A 17704-nucleotide genomic window follows, 5' to 3' on the forward strand; every position below is an offset into this window, starting at 1 on the left:
GTACCCTCGACGGAGGCGCGTGCCCTATGCGTACCGTCGACGGAACAACGCCGCGGGGCGCAGCGTGCCGGCCTGCATCAACGCGCCAGCGCGCGGGCGCGGTCGGCGGCGCCCAAGGCGCCGGCGTAGCGCGCCTCGGGACAGGTCGCCACCGGAGAGCCCAGCATCGCCCCGAGCCGTTCGATGACGAAGCCGTTCTCGCACAGGCCGCCGGTCAGGAAGAACGGGCCTCCGGACGACTGGCCCGCAAGCGCCGCGACGCGCGCTACGACCGAATCGATGACGCCGCGCGCGATATCGCTGCGCGGCACGCCGCGACCGATGAGGCTGATGACCTCGGATTCCGCGAACACCGTGCACATGCTCGAGATCTTGGTCTCGGACCCCTCGCGGGCAAGCGCCGACAGCTCGGCCTGCGACACGCCCAGGCGGTCCGCCATGATCTCGAGGAAGCGCCCCGTGCCGGCAGCGCACTTGTCGTTCATGGCGAACTTGGCTACACGGCCGCCTTTGAGCTGGATGACCTTGGTGTCCTGCCCCCCAACGTCGACGACCGTGCCCGTCGGGCCGAACAGACGGGCGGCGCCGATGCCGTGGCAGGTGATCTCGGTTACCACCTTGTCCGCGTACGGCACCGCGATGCGGCCGTACCCGGTGGCGACGACGCGGGTATCCGGGTCGTCGACGGGAAAACCGGCGGCCCGCAGCGCGCTCTCCACGCGACCGGCGGCGTCAACGCTTGAAAAGCCCGTCGGCATGAGCTCGGTGTGCGCGATCGCGCCGTCCGCATCGAGCACCGCGACCTTCGTTGCCGTCGAACCGATATCGACGCCGATTCCATATCCGCCTGCCATGGCCGGCATCCCCTTTCCCCTCAACAAGCCCAGCGGGCACGCAGATACCTGCGAGATCTCTTGCGACCGGCGGCGCGGGCCTCTGCATGCAGTCGATGACAGGCCCGCGCCGCCGGCGCGCATCCCCGGTATGCGGGACTACAGCATCTCGAGGAAGGCCTCGATGCGCGTGGTCAGCTGGCCCGCATCCTCGTTGGCGTAATCGGTCGTGATGTGCATGAACGGGATGCCCGCCTGCTCGGCGGCCTTCTCGACCGTGAAGGATTCCATCTCGTACAGCGTGCAGAACTGCAGCGAGCAGTCGATGATGCCGTCGGCGTTGAGCTCGCGGGCCATGCGCACGATATCCTCGATGCGCCCGTCGTTGGGCGTGAAGATCGCGCAGTTGATGCCGAAATAGCGCTCGGCGATGGCATCGAGCATCTCGTCGACCGTCTCGCCCGACTCGTCCACCAGGTCCTTGTAGTAGCGAGAGCCCGTGCACGCCTCCTCGCCCACGACGACGCCGCCGGCCTTCTCGATGATGTTGAAGAGTTTCCAGTTGGGCACCGCCATCGGCGTGCCGGTGTACAGGATACGTTTGGCACCCTTGGGCGCCACGCCAACCCCGTCGGCCGCGCGCTGCTCGCACTCGTCGGCCATGGCGTTAATCGCCCCGGTCAGGCGCTCGGCGTCATCCATGAAGGCGGCCTGGACGGTCAGCAGGCTGTCGAGGCCCGAGATGGGCGCCGGATCCGCGGCGCGCGTGGCGGACAGGCGCTGCAGGGCGCGGCGCTTGTCGTTCGCGAGCTTGATGGCGGCCTTGAGGCTCTCGGCAGTGATCTTCTGACCGGTCTCCTGCTCGACGCGCTCGGCGAGCTTGCGCACCTCGCCCTTCCACAGCTCAAGCGTCTGGGCGTTGTGGACGTTGGGGATGTCGACCGTGTACATGTTCACCTGCGTGGCCATGAACTCGTAGGCCTTCTTCTTCCCGTCGCAGGTGTTCTCACCGATCACCAGGTCGCTCGACTCGATGTACGGGCAGACGCTGCCCAGCTTGAAGCCCGCGAAGCTCTTGATGAGCGGGCAGGTCGCGCGCGGCAGGTGCTCCTCGACCTTGTCGGTCGCCCAATCGGCGCCGGAGCACAGGCCGACCGGGATGCCCCCGGCGGCGATCACGATCTCCTCGGGCACATACAGGCAAAACGACCCGACGATCTTCTTGGCCTCGCCGGACGCCTTCTTGTCGAGCATCTCCTTGATGCGACCGGAGTGGATGCCCGCCACGACCTGGTTGAGGTAATCCGTGGATGCCGGGCGGTTCTCCTGGGCGAGGAACACGTCGCCGAACATCTGCCCCACCGCCCCCAGCAGCATGTCGTGGGCGGGCACGTCCATGCCGAGCGATTCCCACATGGGATAGAAATCGTACTCGGCGGCCGCGGTCGTCTCGTTGGTGTTGTCGCTCATGGTTACCCCTCTTCTCTCTTTTCACGGCGCACGCAGGGCCAACCGGGCTCAGGCTCAGCCAGGCGGGTCGATCGATGCGCCGACTATCAGGCACAAGGTGTGAGTTCTGAATCGTTTCCGTGTTGTCGCCACAGCGCCATGCCGCTCGGCAAGGCTCTGGCAAAAGCTCGGCAGTCCGTCCTCTCCCGCAGCGTCTCGCACCCGTCTCCCTTCACACCGAGGGCGCGAGAACCTGGCCAGCACGACGACGGCGCCGAATCGAAGGGCATATGCTCGCGTTCCCCTCGTTCGCTTCAATCGCGTGCGAGATGTGTTGCCGGCGGACAGCTTTATCACATCGCGAGGATAATATAGGGGGCCGGAATTATGTCGAACAAGGCTCCGTTCGGCAAACGGCGCTCTCGGCGAGATGAACGGCCCCGTCCCAAGCAGTACCGCTCCCGCCAAAAGGCGCCGCTCGGATCGCGCTCGCACCATCGTCCAGAGCGCTACTCCGGAGCGCTACACTTATGGAACATACCGACCTTGCAGCTGAGAGGAGCGGAAATGTTGTCACGAAACCGTACGTTCGCCTTCCCGTGCGCTCTGGCTTTCGCGCTCGCGCTGGTCGTCGCGCCCCCGCCGGCATTCGCCGAACGGGAGCCCGTCCAGCCTAGCACCACCGAAAGCGAGCAGGATTCCGCACCTCGCGACGGCTGGGACGCGACCAAGGAGCACTGGTACGAAGACGGCGAGATGGCGCGCGACCATGCGTTCTACGACCCCGACAGCGATGCCTGGTACTGGGCGGACGCCGACGGCTCCATCGCCTGCGACAAGGACGTGTTCATCCCCGTCGACGAATCGGACCGCGACAAGGGAGGAAAATGGGTCCGCTTCGACGAGAACCGCGCCATGGTCAAAGGCGAGGACTATCGATATGACGCCTGGTATTACTTTGACCCCATAACCGGCGAGATGGCCAAGGGCATCACGCTCATCGAGGACTCCGCGGGGCCCAAATGGGTCTACTACGACTGGACGACCGGCAAGATGGCGCACGGCGAGGCGTTCGTGAACTACGATGCCGAACATACGGGCTGGTACCTGTTCGATCAGTACACGGGAGCCATGGTCCACGGGTTCGCCTATCTCGACGGAGACCCGTCCGGCAAATGGGTGTATTACGACCAGGCGACGGGCATCATGGCCTATGGGCTCCAGCTCATCGACGATGCGTGGTACTACCTCGACCCCATCACGGGAGCGGTGAGCTACGGCATGACGTACGTGCCGACATGGGATACGTGGCGCTATTTCGACAAGGTGAGCGGCCGTTGGTACGAGGGGATGCCCATGGGCGACTGGCAGGGGGCCTCGGGAGGCGCGTATCCCTCGCTTTCCGGTCGCGCGAACCTCAACGTGCACGTCGATATCGCCAACCAGGTCGTGCTCGTGCGCGACGGCACAGAGGTGCTGTACGCGATGGTCTGCTCATTGGGCATCAACGACTGCACCCCGCGCGGGACCTACTCGGTCACGGGCCGCGGCTATTCGTTCTACAACCGCCGCGAGGCCATGGGCGGTCGCTATTACGTGCAGTTCTACGGCGACTACCTGTTCCACAGCGTGCCGACCGACGCAGCCGGGAACTACATGCCCGCCGAGGGTGAGAAGCTCGGTCAGCCCGCATCGCACGGCTGCGTGCGCCTGACGGTATCGGATGCCAAGTGGCTCTACGACAACCTCCCGAACGGGACGCGCGTCACGATCGAGTGACCTGCGAGCGATGCGGCAGAACAAGGCGAAACAGCAAGGTCCGTCGGAAGACAGCTATTCCGGCGGACCTTCTCGTCCGGCGGAGGCCACCTGCAGCGGGGCCGGCTTTCTCGGCGCGCTCGAGAACATCGGCCCTGTTCCAGATGGCTCACCGCCTTGTGAGTGCACGCGGCGTCTGCCGCTGGGGCCATTATGCTCGATCGCGAGTCCCCTATTCAGAATCGTCGCAGCATTAAGCGAACGGCAAGAAGCACCGAAGATGTCTTAAGGAACGAACCCATCGTTAGCGGGAAACCAGGTGGATGCGCCGGGCATCGAAATGCATGCGCAGCACGTCGCCCTCGTGCGGAAGCCCTTCCTCGGGCACGCCCACCTTGTTCACGCGCCACTGCAGGCGGCTCGGCGCGTCGGCGCGCGGCACGTCGAGCAGCACCAGCCGCTCGAAGCGCGCATCGCTCACCCGGGCGACCTTGAGCTCGTAGCTGTTGCGCCCACGCTCCCCCGCCGGGCGCTCGCGGTCGATATGGAAATAGCTCGCGCGGATGCCGAGGTAGGCAACGTTTTCGGGGACCTCGTGCCCCACGTCGAACACCATGCCCCAGTCGAGCGCCTCCACCGTGGTCGGGCCCGCCTTTCGCGCCGGGCTCGTGTTCTTGCATCCCGTCAGGTGCAGCGCCGCCAGCGTGGCGGGACGCTCCATGAGGTCGGACACGGTCCCGACCTCCTCGATGCGCCCGTTGTGCATCACGGCGATGCGCTGGCACAGGCGGCAGGCCTCGTCGATGTCGTGGCTCACGTACAGAACGGTGCGATTGACGACGGAGAACACGTCGAGCAGGTTCTGCTCGAGGGCGCTTTTGAGATAGGAGTCGAGCGCGGAGAACGGTTCGTCGAACATGAGGATCCCGGGTCGCGCGGCGAGCATGCGGGCGAGCGCCACGCGCTGCTGCTGCCCGCCCGAAAGACGCGAGGGGTAGCGATCGGCGTACTCGGCCATGCCGAAAATCTGCAGGTAGCGCAGGGCATCCTCCTGCTGCCTGCGGGAATCGACCGCATGGTCCATGCCGGCGCGGACGTTGTCCGTGACCGTCAGATTCGGGAACAGCTGGTAGTTCTGGAACAGCAGGGCGCACTTCCGCTGCTGCGGCGTGAGGTTGATTCCCGCGCTCGAGTCGAAGAACGTGACGCCGTTCACCACGATCCTACCCTCATCGGGGGTCTCGACGCCCGCGATGCAGCGCAGCGTGCCGCTCTTGCCGCAACCCGACGCGCCCAGAAGACCGATGCGCTCCTCGCCCGCCTCGAGCTCGATGTCGAGCGTGAACCCGGGGTAGCGTTTCTTGATCGCCAAGGACAGCGACATGGGCTACCGCCTCCCTTCCGTCGATGCCGCGTCCGTCGAGGAGCCGCCCAGCAGAAGCTCAGAAAGCGCCTCGCGATCGATGCGCAGCGCGTCTCCGCCATGCTCCTCAAGCGCATCCGCCTTGCCCGAGGCGGCCATCTGGCGCCGCTCGGCGCGCGAGATGCCGCGGGCACGGTAGCGCTGCGAGCGCGCCGTGTAGATGTTGATGAACAGGATCACGAGGAAGCTGAACAGGATGACGACGATGACCCAGAACAGCGCGACGTCGGTGTTGCCGCTCATCCACTGGAAGTAGATCGCGATGGGGATGGTCTGCGTCTCGCCCGCGTAGTTGCCGGCGAAAAACAGCGTGCAGCCGAACTCGCCCATGGCGCGCGCGAAGGCGAGCACGGTGCCGGCGGCGATCGACGGCCAGGCGAGCGGCAGCATGAGGCAGCGGAAGATGCGCGCCTCCGACCACCCGAGCGTGCGGGCTGCGTCGAGCATCTGCGCGTCCAGGCCCTCGAAGGCGCCGAGCGCGGTGCGGTACATGAGCGGGAACGAGACGACGATGGCGCTGATCACGGCGGCCGGCCAGGTGAACACGAGCGCGACCCCGTGCTCGATCAGCCAGCGACCGACCGGCGTCGACTGCCCGAACAGCAGCAGGAGCAGAAAGCCGCAGACCGTGGGCGGCAGGACCATCGGGATGGTGAACACCGAATCGAGCAGGCCCTTCAGCCGGCTCGAGGTGCCCATGGTCTTCCATGCGGCGACAAGGCCGAGCACGAACGTCACCACGAGCGCGACGGCGCTCGTCTTGAGGGACACCCAAAACGGCCGCATGTCCAAGCCGGTGAAGAACGAGGCGAGCTCGTCTTGCCAGGTGGGGGCGGCCTCCATCGCCACATCCGCGGCGGCGACCAGCTGCGCGTTATCGACCCACAGGGCGCCTTCGCCCAAATCGAGCCCGCTCACCGCGGCGGTCTCCGACGGCGTCGAGCCCTGCGCGACCTCGGCGGGCTGCACCGACGTGTAATATCCGTCGCCGACCTGGACCCGGAAGATGTAGCGGTAGGAGCCATCGACCACTTCGTCTTGCGTGGAGACGACCCAGACCTTGTCCTCATCCGCCAGCAGCACGCCGCCACGCGAATGGGTTTCGTCCAGCTGCTTTATCAAGGCGATGAGCGCGTTCACGTCGTCCTCGTCATCGGCCTCGAACCCGGCGGCCTGGGCCGCATCCGGATCGACATGCACCCAGATGCTTTGGGGCATGTTGATGACCACGACCGTGCTGCCCTCAGCGACCGGGAAGCGGTAGCCCAGATCGGTATCATCGACCAGGCGCTGGGCGCCGCGGTTGTAGCGCACGAACCCGTTCAGGCCGAAGCCCGCCGTCTCGTCGATCGCCGAATCCTCCTGGGCCTGCTCGCCGCCGTCCGCCCACACGCGCGCCGGAAGCGCGCACAGCACCGATAGCAGCAGCGTCGCGAGCAGCGCGACCAGCAGGCTCCGGCGGCCCCGGAAGTATCTTGCGGCTCTTCCCGTCATGCCCTCATCCCCATCACATCGCCCTGTGGAAAAAAGGCGGCCCCGAGCGAACGAGACCGCCTCTTCATGTGCCAAACTGCAGGCGCAGCCCGGCTTTCGAGTATATCAGCCGCGCGGCTTACGCCAGCTCGAAGCCGTACTCGGCCCAGATGGCGAGCGCATCCTCGTCGGTCATGCAGAACTCGAGGAAGTCGGCAGCAGCCTCGGCGTTCTCGGACGTAGAGGACACGGCACCGGGGTACACGATGGGCTTGTGGGAGTCATCGGGGCAGGTGTAGGCGACCTCGATGCCGTCGTAGCGGTAGACGTCGGAGGTGTAGACGAAGCCGATCGTGCAGTCGCCGGTCGAGACGTACTGAGCCGCGGTGCCGACCTTGTCGGCGAGGCTCACCTTGTCGGCGATCTCGGGAGCGTACTCGCCGCCCTCGCCCTCGGCGTTCGTGTAGAGGCCCACGCTGGCGAGCGACTGGTTGGCGTACTTGCCCGCGGGCACCGCGCCCGGCTCGCCGATCGCGATGCTGCCGTCGACGTTGGCGACGTCCTCGAGGGAGTTGATCTGGACGTCAGAGCCCTCGCCGCGCACGATCACGAGGTCGTTCACGAACATGTCCTGACGCGTGGACTCATCGACGAGCTCGCCCTCGACCGCGTCGTCCATGGTGCCGGCGGAGGCCGTGATCAGGATGTCGACCGGGGCGCCGCCGCGCATCTGCTCGACGAGGTCGCCGGAGCCCTTGTACTGGGTGTCGGCGAAGGTCACGCCGGTCTGCTCGGTATAGAGCGCCTCGACCTCGGGCATAGCCTTCTCAAGGGAGTTGGCGGCGAAGATCTGCAGCTCGACGGACTCGGCGGCGGGCTCTGCCGAGCCGGAATCCGCCTGGGTGGAACCCTGGGCGGCCGTGGTATCGGAGCTGCAGCCGGCAAGCGCGGCGCCCAGCATGAGCGTGCAGCCCATCGCGGCGAACGCGCGACGAGTCAGATGGTTTTTGAGCATGGTTCATCCTTCCCGAGATGTTTTGCGCTAACGCTCGCCGCCCCGCTCCCAACACGGTGCGGCGAACGCTCGCAATTCGTTGCTATTATTATACTGAGTTCAGAATAGTTCTGTTCGAGAGTGTCCTTGCCTAAGAATAATTTTTTATTCCCGAGGAGTCGCGAAGGCCATGCCGCGTCTTTCGAGAAGGAAAGCGGGGCCTGATGACACAAAGCGGACCGTTTGGCACGCCAAGAGCCTTTACTGACCCCCTTTAGCGTGCCAAACGGTCCGCTTTGTGTCATCGGTCCTTGTCCCTCCCTTTCCCGGGGAGAGCGGGGACGAGTTAATCGACCTTTTCCCCGTGAGGCGCCGCACCGCCGGAAGGGCGATACGACGCCGTCAACATGCCAAACCGCTCAGTGGCCGGCTCCAGCCGTCATGCTGACCGCATGCTCGAACTGGTCGGCGATCCCCTCCCAGCATTCGCGCGCCGCCTTCGTGGACCCGGGGAAGTTGACGACGAGCGTGCCCCCGCGCTGCATGCAGACGGCGCGTGAGAGCATCGCGCGCCTCGTCTTGGTCATGGAGTAGGCGCGCATGGCCTCCGCGATGCCGGGCACATCGCGGTCGCACACGGCGCGTGTGGCCTCGGGCGTCACGTCGCGCAACGACAGTCCCGTTCCCCCGCAGGTGATCACGATGTTCGAGCGGTTGTCGTCGGCCGCGCGCACGATGGCCGCCGAGATCTCGTCCACCTCATCGTGCACGACCTCGTGGGACGCGACCGTCCAGCCCTGGGCGCGGATCAGCTCCTCGAGCGCGGCGCCGGCCTCGTCGGCCGCCATGTCGCGCGTGTCCGAGCAGGTGACGATGGCGATACGGATATCCATGCAGCTACCTCTCCTCAAAACGTTCGGCCCCCGGCCGTCTACAGAACCGCGCCCTCTTCGATATCGATGCGCACGCAGCACACCTCGTCCCCCGCCTGGTAGCCTTTGAGACCCTCGGGGACCATGAGCAGGCAGTTCGCATGATGCAGGGTCCCGAGCAAGGCGGAGTTCTGCGACGACGCCTCGCTGACCAGCAGCTCCCCGGTCGCATCGTCGCGCTCCACGCGCGCGCGGTCGTAGAAGCGGCGCTGCTGCCCCTTCTTGACATCATGCGTCACGCGCGCGGACTGCACGGGGCGCACCAGGTCGCGAAAGCCGAGCATCTTGCGGATCGCGGGGCGGGCGAGCATCTCGAACCCGACCGCGGCGGCGGCGGGGTTGCCCGAAAGGCCCAGGTAGGGCACGCCGCCGATCAGGCCGAACGTGATCGCCTTGCCGGGGCGCAGCGAGATGCGGTCGAACAGGACCTCGCCCTCGCGCCTGACGAGCGCGGTCACGTAGTCGTAGTCGCCCGCGGACGCGCCGCCGCTCGTGATCACGAAGTCGCACTCCGCCATGGCCTGATGGATCTTGGCGGAGATCTCGTCCTCGTCATCGGTCGCAATGCCGTAGAACCTCGCGTCCGCGCCCGCCTGCAGGGCGGACGCCATGAGCGCCGAGGAGTTGGCGTCGCGGATCTGCCCGCGCGCGGGCACGCGGTCGGGGGCGACGAGCTCGCTGCCGATGGAGATGATGCCGAGCACGGGCCGGCGGTGGATCTCGACCTCGGCGGCGCCGGCAGACGCAAGCAGGCCCGCCCCCGCCGCGGTGACGGTCTCCCCCGCGCGCATGACGACCTCTTGGGCATGCGCCTCGAGGCCCGCGGCGCGCACGTTCTCGCCCTCGGCGATCGGCGCGGTGAAGCGCACGCGCGACCCTTCGTTCCCGTCGCCGTCAAGCACCTCGACGACCTCGTATTTCACCACGGCGTCGGCACCGTCGGCCATGGGCGCCCCGGTCATGATGCGCACCGTCTGGCCCGCCCCGATCGTGCCCTCGAAGACATGGCCCGCCGCCTCGTGCCCGATGACGTCGAGCACCACGGGCGCTTCGGGAGATGCGCCCGCAAGGTCCGCAGCGCGCACCGCGTAGCCGTCCATCGCGCTGTTCGCGAACGGAGACAGGTCGATATCGGTCGCCACGTCGGCCGCGAGCGGAAAGCCCACGGCGCGCCAGCATGGGAGGCGTATCGGCTCGGTCGGCTCCACGTGATCCAAAACGATAGCCTGCGCCTGCTCGAGCGCGATCATGTTCTCGTCGGCCATCACACCCCGCCTTTCGATGGTTGTATTCTGAGTTAAGTATAATCAGGAGCCCGCATATGTGCTGAGTTTCTTTCGGGCGCATTACATTCCGCTTCCCGCACGCGCCGCCCGTCCCCCGACGCCGCCGGTGCGTATAATGCATCCGTACCCTTATCCACCCCTCTAGAGCAAGGACGCGCCCATGTCGGGACGACCTGAAGATATACAGCGAAAACTGAGGCGCCACGGCACCGGCTTCGTCAACACGCTGGGGCTCGAGCTGGCGCATACCGAGCGCATGCTCGCAAGCGATGCCATGCGCGACCTGGGCAACATGCGCGCAAGCCTGCGCACCGTCTGCCTGACCGTCCTCGTCTCGGCCCTGATGGGGGCTGCCGCCTGGGCGTTTCTGGCGGCGCTCGACCTCGTGACCGGCGCGCGCGAGAACCATCTGTGGATGTTCGCCCTGCTGCCGGTCGTGAACCTCGCGACCGCCTGGGTCTACCGCAACCACGGCCTGCGCGCCGCGCGGGGCAACAACCTCGTCATCGACAGCTCCATCACCGGCACGCCCATCCACGCGCGCATGGCCGCGCTCACGTTCGTGTGCTCGGTGGCGACGCACGCGGCGGGAGGATCGGCCGGACGCGAGGGCACCGCCGTGCAGATCGGCGGCACCATCGCGAGCAACGTGGCGACGCTGTTCCACCTCGACGGGCGCGAGCGCCAGGACCTCATGCTCGCCGGCATCTCGGCGGCGTTCGGCGGCGTGTTCGGCACGCCGCTGGCCGGGGCGTTCTTCGGCATGGAGATGTGCACCATCGGCAAGCTCAACTACAGCGCGGGCCTGTACTGCCTGATCGCCTCGTTTGTGGGCGACCTCACCGCGCGCACGCTCGGGACGACCCATGCGTTCAACACGATCGCCTCCGTCCCCGCCATGGAGCCCGCCACCGTCGCGCTCGTGGTGGCGGCCGCCGTCGCCTTCGGCCTCATGGCGCGGCTGTTCTCGCTTTCCATCCGCACCGTCAAGCGCATCTACGCCTCGCGCATCAAAAACTATCTGGTCGCCGCCCTGGTGGGGTCGCTCGTGCTGCTGAGCGTCTATGCGGCATGCGGTCTGTACCGCTACGGCGGCCTGTCGGAATGGCTCGTCACGGCGGGTTTCGAGGGCTCGACGGGCCCGGCCGACGTGGTCGCCAAGCTGGCGTGCACGGCGCTCACGCTCGGCGCCGGCTACCAAGGCGGCGAGGTGACCCCGCTGTTCGGCATCGGCGCCGCGCTCGGAGGCTGGATCGGCCAGATCTCGGGCGTGGAGCCGAGCTTCATGGCGGCGCTCGGCATGGTCGGCGTGTTCGGGGCCGCGCTGAACGTGCCCATCACCACCATCATGCTTTCGGTCGACATGTTCGGGGGGCAGGCGGCTGCCTACTTCGTCATCGTGGCGTTCATCAGCTATCTCGTCGCCGGGCACCGCGGCGTGTACCCCGCCCAGCGCATCGTCACGCCCAAGCGCCGCTCGCTCGAAGTCGATCAGGGCGACACGGTCGAAGCAGCGCTGGAGCGCCATCGCGAGGACGCGGCAACGAGTGAGGATGCAAAAGCATGAGCGACGAGACGAACCTGGGAAGAACCCTCATCATCTGCAACCCCGCCGCGCAGTCGGGCGCCGCGGCCGAAGTCGGAGAGCAGCTCAAGCGGTTTCTCGAGATGTATCTGCACGACGGGAGCGCGTTCAACCTCGTGTGCACCGAGCGGCCGCACCACGCCACGCAGCTGGCATCGCGCGCGATGGGCTACGACACCGTGCTCGCGGTGGGAGGCGACGGCATCGTGCACGAGACGGCAAACGGCCTCATGCGCATCGAGGCGCAGGCGCGCCCCGCGCTCGGCGTGATTCCCGTCGGGTCGGGCAACGACTACGCGCGCACGCTCGGCATGCGGGAGATCTCGCGCGACCGCGATCTGGCGGCGATCCTGTCGTGCAAGGCCAAGCCGCTCGACGTGGGGCGCATCGAATACACGCCTGCGGATACAGACGAGGTCACGCAGGGACCCGTCGGCCGTGCCAGAGGCGCGCGCACCGAGTATTTCGTGCAGACGCTCTCGTTCGGCATGGACGCGGCGATCGCACTCGGCACGTACAGGCTGCGCGCATCGACCGGACTTACCGGAACGCCGCTCTATCTCGCAAGCGGGTTCTCTGCCGCGGGGAGGCACTACCGCGACTACCCGGTCATGGCATCGATCGACGGGGCGCCGGCCGAGCGCATGCGCACCATAGCCTTCGCCGTGCAGATAGGCCCGACGTACGGCTCCGGCTTTCGCATCTGCCCGGATGCCGATCCTGCCGACGGCATGCTCGACATCTGCTATATCGCGGGACCCATGCCGCGCGCCCACGCGCTTGCGCTGCTGCTCGCGGCAAAAGGCGGGCACCATCGGTCGGACAAGGCGGTCCACACGCGCCGCATCCGCTCCGCGACGTTCACCTTTGAGGACGGGGGCTATCCCATCCAGGCCGACGGCGAGCTCATCCGCGCCACGCGCGTATCGGTGGGCATCCTGCCCGGCGTGCTGCGCGTGCTCGTGCCGACCGACGGGCGGCGGAAATAGCAAAGGTAGGGGTAGGTTGGCGCCGAAGCCCGTTGCTCACGGCAGGTGAATAACCTCTGCTGTAATGTGGTAAACTACAGATGCATCAGCAAAGCCCATCCTTTGTTAACTTGTTCGCGGACGGCGCGGTGTTTTGTTCGAAGGAGCCTGACTGCAATCAGGCTCCATTCGTCTTTACACTACGTCATCCATATGCTGCTTATGCTTCTCTTTGCTATCGAGGTATCTTCTCATATCGAGAAGGAGCCTCGCGATGCTTGCAATGTTCGCAAGAGCCGAGAGAACTTCAAGAACGTTGTCCATAGGCGTCGCCTCCATCGAAGAGATTGGAGCGCCACTCGCATCGGAACTTTGCTGATGCATCGTAAAGTATACTAGAGTATATGGTGCTTTAAAATTAGTAAGCATTCTGTTCGACGAGACAGATAATACGAGCACCCACCGGAACGCGAAGGGGCCCGCAGTGCGGGCCCCTTGTTTGTGTCGTTATGGGATTCGGACGTTACGCACCGATCACGTCACGGTGGAACGTGGCGGACATCGTCGCCATCGAGGCGCGCCATGCCGTGTCGTTCGGACGCAGCTGCGGGCCGGATGACGTGTCGACACCGCTCATCAGGCCATGGTCGACCGCCCAGGCGATCGCCGGCTTGGCGTAGGCGTCAACCGTGCTCCAACCGGAGATCTGCGAAGCGGCGCCCATGTCGGACGAGGTGTCGAGCTTGGCGACCTTGTTCGCGTAGTTGTACAGGAAGGTCGCAAGCTCCTGGCGGCTGACGTTCCCGTTGGGATTGAACAGATTGCTGCCCGCGTAGCCGTTCGCCACGCCCGCGGAGCGCGCCCAGCGGACCGCGTCGTAGTAGTACACGGTCGCATCACGGTTGTCAGAGAAGTTCTCGACCGAACCGGCCGAGGGCTGACCGGCCATGTTCCACAGGACGCAGATAACCTGAGCACGCGTGATGGTGTCGTACGGACCGAACAGCGTCGTGCCCGAATAGCCGCTCATGAAGCGGTGGTCGACAGCGTAGTCGAACAGGCCGCACGTAACGTACCAGTCATCCGACGCGACATCGGTGAACCCGCGGTACGGGCTGTAGCCGGCCCAACCGGCGTACAGGGTCAAATCCGCTTTGACGGGCTGCGCGAAATCGTAGGCCGCCCCCAGCGAGGCGTCGGTGAACCAGCCGGTGAAGCGGTAGTACGCGCGCGTCGGATCCGCCGGGCGCACGGCCCTCTCGCCCTCGTTGACCAGCTGGCTCTTGACGGCCGAGCCGCCGTTCGTCACGAACGTGACGACGAGCTGGTCGCCGACCTTCACCGTGCACGTCGCGGTCTTGCTACCGTCCACGGTCGTGACCGTGATGGTCGCGGTGCCGGGCGCCACCGCCCACACCTTGCCGTCGGCGTCGACCGTCGCGACCTTGGTATCGGAGCTCGTCCAGGTGACCTTCTTGTTGAGCGCGTTTTCGGGAAGAACCGTCGCCTTCAGCACGGCGCTCTCGTCCACCTTGAGGGCAAGCTCGGTCTTGTTGAGCGTGACGCCGCTCACCGCACCGGCGACGCTGACGGCACATGTCGCCGTCTTGTTGCCGTCCTCAGTGGTCACGGTGATGGTCGCTGACCCCGGAGCCACCGCCGTCACCTTGCCGTTGGCGTCGACCGTCGCGACCTTGGTGTCGGACGAGCGCCAGGTGACCTTCTTGTTCTCGGCATCAGCCGGAGTTACCGTTACCTTGAGCGTGTAGCTTTCGCCCTTGTCGAGCGAAAGCGAGGTCTTGTCGAGCGTGACCCCGCTCACCGCACCGGCCACGCTGACCGTGCACGTCGCGGTCTTGCCGCCGTCATCGGTGGTCGCCGTGATGGTCGCGGAACCGGAGGCGATTGCCGTCACCCTTCCGTTGGCATCCACCGTCGCGACCTTGTTGTCGGAGCTCTTCCAGGTGACCTTCTTGTTCTCGGCATCAGCCGGGACAACCGTCGCCTTGAGCGTATAGCTCTCGCCCTTTCCCAGCGACAGGGTAGTCTTATCAAGAGACACACCCGTAACCGCCGGCCCCTTGACCGTGACGGTACAGCTAGCCGTCTTGCCGCCGTCGTCAGTCGTCGCTGTAATGGTCACCTTGCCAGAGGCGACCGCCGTGACGTTACCGTTGGAATCGACTCTCGCGATGCTGCTGTCGGTGCTCTTCCAGGTGACTTCCTTATTCTCGGCATCAGTCGGAGCGACCGTCGCCTTGAGCGTATAGCTCTCGCCCTTGCCAAGAACAAGCGACGTCCTGTCAAGGGATACGCCCGTGACAGCAGATCCCTTGACCGTGATGACGCAGGTCGCCGTCTTGCCGCCGTCCCTTGTGGTTGCGGTGATCGTCGCCTTACCGGCAGAAACCGCTATCACCTTGCCGCTAGAGTCGACCCTAGCAATAGCGGAGTTGCTACTCGTCCAGCCGACTTCCCTGTTCTCCGCGTCTGTCGGGTAGACAGTCGCCTTGAGGGTACGAATATCGCCCTTGTTAAGCGTCAGGGCAGTCCTGTCGAGGGATACGCCCGTAACCGCCGGCCCCTTGACCGTGACGGTACAGCTCGCCGTCTTGCCGCCGTCGGCGGTCGTGACTGTAATCGTCGCCTTGCCGACCGAGACCGCCGTGACCCTACCGGTGGAATCGACCCTCGCGACACTGCTGTCGGAGCTCTTCCAGGTAACGCCCTTGTTTTCCGCATTCGAGGGACTAATCGTGTACGTCAGCTTGTACGTAGAATTCTTACCGAGCGTGAGGGTTGAAGGAGAAAGCGAAATCCTTTCAACCTTGACATCGGGCTTGACGGCCACCGTGCATTTCGCGGTATAGCTCCCATCATCGGTCCTTACGGTGATCACCGCGGTGCCGGCGCCGACGGCGCGCACGTTACCGGAGCTATCCACCGTGGCGACCCCAGTATTGGAGCTCGACCAGCTCACACCCTTATCGGTAGCGTTACTCGGAGACACCGTCGCGGTCAGCACAGCCGTGTCGCCCGTATCCAGCGAAAGCGACGTCCTGTTGAGCCGCACGCCCGTAACCGACACCACATTGGACTTGACGATAAACTCCTTCGACCAGGAACGGCCGCCGGGACTCGTAGCGGTAATGGTCGAGGTGGCCCCCACCTGCGCCCCGGAGCTGGCGCTCACGATGCCGTTATCCACGGTGAAAGCAGCGGGACTGGAGGATTTCCACGTATAACCGTGAGCCTCGGTAGACGTATAAATGTAGGAGAATTCCGGATTTCGAATACCTACGACCAGCTCATAGGTTTCACCCGGCTCAAGGGGCTCTGGATCTTCCTGTCTCATGTTCAAATTGAAACCCGAACCATCATAAGGGACGAGACTGTGGCTGTAGTCCACTTTCGTGATGGCAGTAAACACACCAGCATCGGCATAGGTCTCTGATCTATGGGCGGTACCGAACAGCTCTACCCAGCAGGAAACACTTCCGATTCTGAAGCAGCCCACACCGATGATCGCATAGCTTGGATCCAAAATGTTCGCACGATGCCCGTCGCTATTCATCCACGCATCGGTCACATTCTCTGCAGCATCAGAGGACCCAAATCCTCCAATAGCGATGTTCTCTCCGTAAGCTCCATTGGTAATAGTGGACCACTTCGTACCATTTGGCCTCGTATGCGAGAAGTAAAGCGCAATCTCCGCGGCACGCTGCATAGCAGCTGATTGCAAATCGGCATCCATAACGAGCGGAGAAGCCCCATTGGCCTCACGATGCTTATTGACCAGGACTTTCTGATAGCTCGCTTCCTTGTAGTCGAAAGTACCCTTGATATAGCAGTGGTCATCGCTTGCGGCAGACGACCACTGCAGGGAGATCCCAGTGTCCTCCAGGACCGCCGGCTCCCCTATCTGGACCTCGACGCCTGCAGCGTCCTCCCCCACGACGATCCCTTGAGGCTCGTCCGCGAAACCCGCGACGGGCAGTGCCGCCAACAGGGCTGCCGCAAAACCGACTGCCAGGAATTTGAACTTTCGCATCTCGCTCACTCCTTCCCGTACCTACGCGCGCCGCGGATCGACACCGCTGCAAACGGGACCGACCCCCGAGCATCCTTCATCTTCATCTTTACCACAGGAAAAAGGTATGTTGTTGCGCAACAACGGGCTCGGCGACTTTGGATGCAAGAACGGATGTATCCCACCCACTTGAGCTCACGACAGCAAACGCCCTGGCTCTTCGCAAGTCGATACGGTGCTCCGCGTACACGGCACAGCCTGCAGTCGCCCACCATGACCATGGTGCGATCTACCAGGTTACCCGCTAAATAGGCCCAGTAACTGTACCCAGAACTGCGAGAGAGAGCCCCTCAAGAGGCTCTCTCTCGCAGTTCTGGGTACAGTTACTGGGTACCGTTGCCGGGTAGTCCCGTGGATTTACCGATGACCGGGTCACATCGGAATATAGAACAGCGTTCCTCTAGATACAGAAACGGCGGGGCAGCACCTACTCCTCCCCCATTACGCGGCGGCGCAGCATCTTCGTTTGCGCACGCTGGCGCTTGTCGGCGAGGCGGCGGCGCTTGGCGGACGCGGGCACCTTGGTCTTCTTGCGCCGTTTTGGCGGACGGCTCCGCTGCTCGAACTGTTCGCGCAGCTTGGCGATGCACCGCGCACGATTCTGGAACTGGCTTCTGCTCTCACGAGACGTGACGGTGATCCCCGTGGGAACGTGACGCATGCGCACGGCAGAATCGGACGTGTTCACGCCCTGCCCGCCCGGCCCGTGCGCATGAAACACCTGCACCTCGCAGTCGCGGGCGATCTCGTCGGCCGTCATCGCCGCAAACGCCGCAAAGTCCCTATGGGTCAGCTTCTGTCCCTCATCCATCCCGTCATCTCCCCTATATACGTAAAGAAGGCCCTCGACCAAGCCGAGGGCCCATCAAGAACAATCCGAAACCCGTCCGAAACCCAGGCGGTTCCCAGGTGC

At 65.0% G+C, this 17704-nt stretch carries 12 protein-coding genes and 2 pseudogenes; 3 read left to right on the plus strand and 11 right to left on the minus strand.

Annotated features, from left to right (window positions below; all coding sequences use genetic code 11):
- Positions 1-77: 77 nt before the first annotated feature.
- The gene (locus QVN30_RS10630) at positions 78-854 is read right to left on the minus strand and encodes an acyl-CoA dehydratase activase (protein ID WP_289836332.1); all 777 of its coding nucleotides are present in this window, start codon (positions 852-854) and stop codon (positions 78-80) included.
- A gap of 138 nt (positions 855-992) precedes the next feature.
- Entirely contained in the window at positions 993-2303 is a 1311-nt protein-coding gene (locus QVN30_RS10635) for a double-cubane-cluster-containing anaerobic reductase (RefSeq protein WP_289836333.1), read from the minus strand.
- A gap of 546 nt (positions 2304-2849) precedes the next feature.
- Here QVN30_RS10635 and QVN30_RS10640 point away from each other — a divergent pair.
- Entirely contained in the window at positions 2850-4061 is a 1212-nt protein-coding gene (locus QVN30_RS10640) for a L,D-transpeptidase family protein (RefSeq protein ID WP_289836334.1), read from the plus strand.
- A 283-nt stretch (positions 4062-4344) separates the two neighbouring features.
- Here QVN30_RS10640 and QVN30_RS10645 read toward each other — a convergent pair whose 3' ends face one another.
- From QVN30_RS10645 to QVN30_RS10665, 5 genes are all read right to left on the minus strand, one after another.
- Positions 4345-5424: a sulfate/molybdate ABC transporter ATP-binding protein gene (locus QVN30_RS10645; RefSeq protein WP_289836335.1), complete on the minus strand. Its 1080-nt coding sequence runs from the start codon at positions 5422-5424 to the stop codon at positions 4345-4347.
- A gap of 3 nt (positions 5425-5427) precedes the next feature.
- Positions 5428-6957: a molybdate ABC transporter permease subunit gene (gene modB, locus QVN30_RS10650; RefSeq protein ID WP_289836336.1), complete on the minus strand. Its 1530-nt coding sequence runs from the start codon at positions 6955-6957 to the stop codon at positions 5428-5430.
- A gap of 118 nt (positions 6958-7075) precedes the next feature.
- Positions 7076-7951, minus strand: coding sequence for a molybdate ABC transporter substrate-binding protein (gene modA, locus QVN30_RS10655; protein WP_289836337.1), 876 nt, complete (start codon positions 7949-7951; stop codon positions 7076-7078).
- 398 nt (positions 7952-8349) lie between these two features.
- Positions 8350-8823: a MogA/MoaB family molybdenum cofactor biosynthesis protein gene (locus QVN30_RS10660; RefSeq protein WP_204541160.1), complete on the minus strand. Its 474-nt coding sequence runs from the start codon at positions 8821-8823 to the stop codon at positions 8350-8352.
- Between the two features lie 38 nt (positions 8824-8861).
- Positions 8862-10127, minus strand: coding sequence for a molybdopterin molybdotransferase MoeA (locus tag QVN30_RS10665; RefSeq protein ID WP_289836338.1), 1266 nt, complete (start codon positions 10125-10127; stop codon positions 8862-8864).
- 181 nt (positions 10128-10308) lie between these two features.
- Between QVN30_RS10665 and QVN30_RS10670 the strand changes: the two genes are divergently transcribed.
- Both QVN30_RS10670 and QVN30_RS10675 read left to right on the plus strand, forming a co-directional pair.
- The gene (locus tag QVN30_RS10670) at positions 10309-11715 is read left to right on the plus strand and encodes a chloride channel protein (RefSeq protein ID WP_289836339.1); all 1407 of its coding nucleotides are present in this window, start codon (positions 10309-10311) and stop codon (positions 11713-11715) included.
- Entirely contained in the window at positions 11712-12722 is a 1011-nt protein-coding gene (locus QVN30_RS10675; protein WP_289836340.1) for a diacylglycerol/lipid kinase family protein, read from the plus strand. Before QVN30_RS10670 ends, QVN30_RS10675 begins: the two co-directional genes overlap by 4 nt.
- Before the next feature lie 174 nt (positions 12723-12896).
- Here the strand turns inward: QVN30_RS10675 and QVN30_RS10680 are convergent, their stop codons facing one another.
- The 4 genes and pseudogenes from QVN30_RS10680 to QVN30_RS10690 form a co-directional block, all read right to left on the minus strand.
- Positions 12897-13025, minus strand: a complete 129-nt coding sequence (locus QVN30_RS10680; RefSeq protein WP_255375124.1) for a hypothetical protein — start codon at positions 13023-13025, stop codon at positions 12897-12899.
- Positions 13026-13224: 199 nt separating this feature from the next.
- Entirely contained in the window at positions 13225-15909 is a 2685-nt protein-coding gene (locus QVN30_RS10685) for an Ig-like domain-containing protein (protein ID WP_289836341.1), read from the minus strand.
- Positions 15910-16209: 300 nt separating this feature from the next.
- Positions 16210-16752 (minus strand): annotated as a pseudogene (locus QVN30_RS11475) (CAP domain-containing protein); the annotation flags it as partial.
- Between the two features lie 466 nt (positions 16753-17218).
- A pseudogene (locus tag QVN30_RS10690) lies at positions 17219-17527 on the minus strand (peptide chain release factor-like protein); the annotation flags it as partial.
- Between the last annotated feature and the right edge of the window lie 177 nt (positions 17528-17704).

It is taken from the genome of Collinsella ihumii (genome assembly GCF_030385545.1).
Lineage (GTDB): Bacteria > Actinomycetota > Coriobacteriia > Coriobacteriales > Coriobacteriaceae > Collinsella > Collinsella ihumii.

Bases quoted from the DNA above. Each gene is read 5' to 3' on its own strand.
- QVN30_RS10630 (WP_289836332.1), bottom strand. From the start codon at position 854: ATGGCAGGCGGATATGGAATCGGCGTCGATATCGGTTCGACGGCAACG.
- QVN30_RS10635 (WP_289836333.1), bottom strand. From the start codon at position 2,303: ATGAGCGACAACACCAACGAGACGACCGCGGCCGCCGAGTACGATTTC.
- QVN30_RS10640 (WP_289836334.1), top strand. From the start codon at position 2,850: ATGTTGTCACGAAACCGTACGTTCGCCTTCCCGTGCGCTCTGGCTTTC.
- QVN30_RS10645 (WP_289836335.1), bottom strand. From the start codon at position 5,424: ATGTCGCTGTCCTTGGCGATCAAGAAACGCTACCCCGGGTTCACGCTC.
- modB (WP_289836336.1), bottom strand. From the start codon at position 6,957: ATGACGGGAAGAGCCGCAAGATACTTCCGGGGCCGCCGGAGCCTGCTG.
- modA (WP_289836337.1), bottom strand. From the start codon at position 7,951: ATGCTCAAAAACCATCTGACTCGTCGCGCGTTCGCCGCGATGGGCTGC.
- QVN30_RS10660 (WP_204541160.1), bottom strand. From the start codon at position 8,823: ATGGATATCCGTATCGCCATCGTCACCTGCTCGGACACGCGCGACATG.
- QVN30_RS10665 (WP_289836338.1), bottom strand. From the start codon at position 10,127: ATGGCCGACGAGAACATGATCGCGCTCGAGCAGGCGCAGGCTATCGTT.
- QVN30_RS10670 (WP_289836339.1), top strand. From the start codon at position 10,309: ATGTCGGGACGACCTGAAGATATACAGCGAAAACTGAGGCGCCACGGC.
- QVN30_RS10675 (WP_289836340.1), top strand. From the start codon at position 11,712: ATGAGCGACGAGACGAACCTGGGAAGAACCCTCATCATCTGCAACCCC.
- QVN30_RS10680 (WP_255375124.1), bottom strand. From the start codon at position 13,025: ATGGACAACGTTCTTGAAGTTCTCTCGGCTCTTGCGAACATTGCAAGC.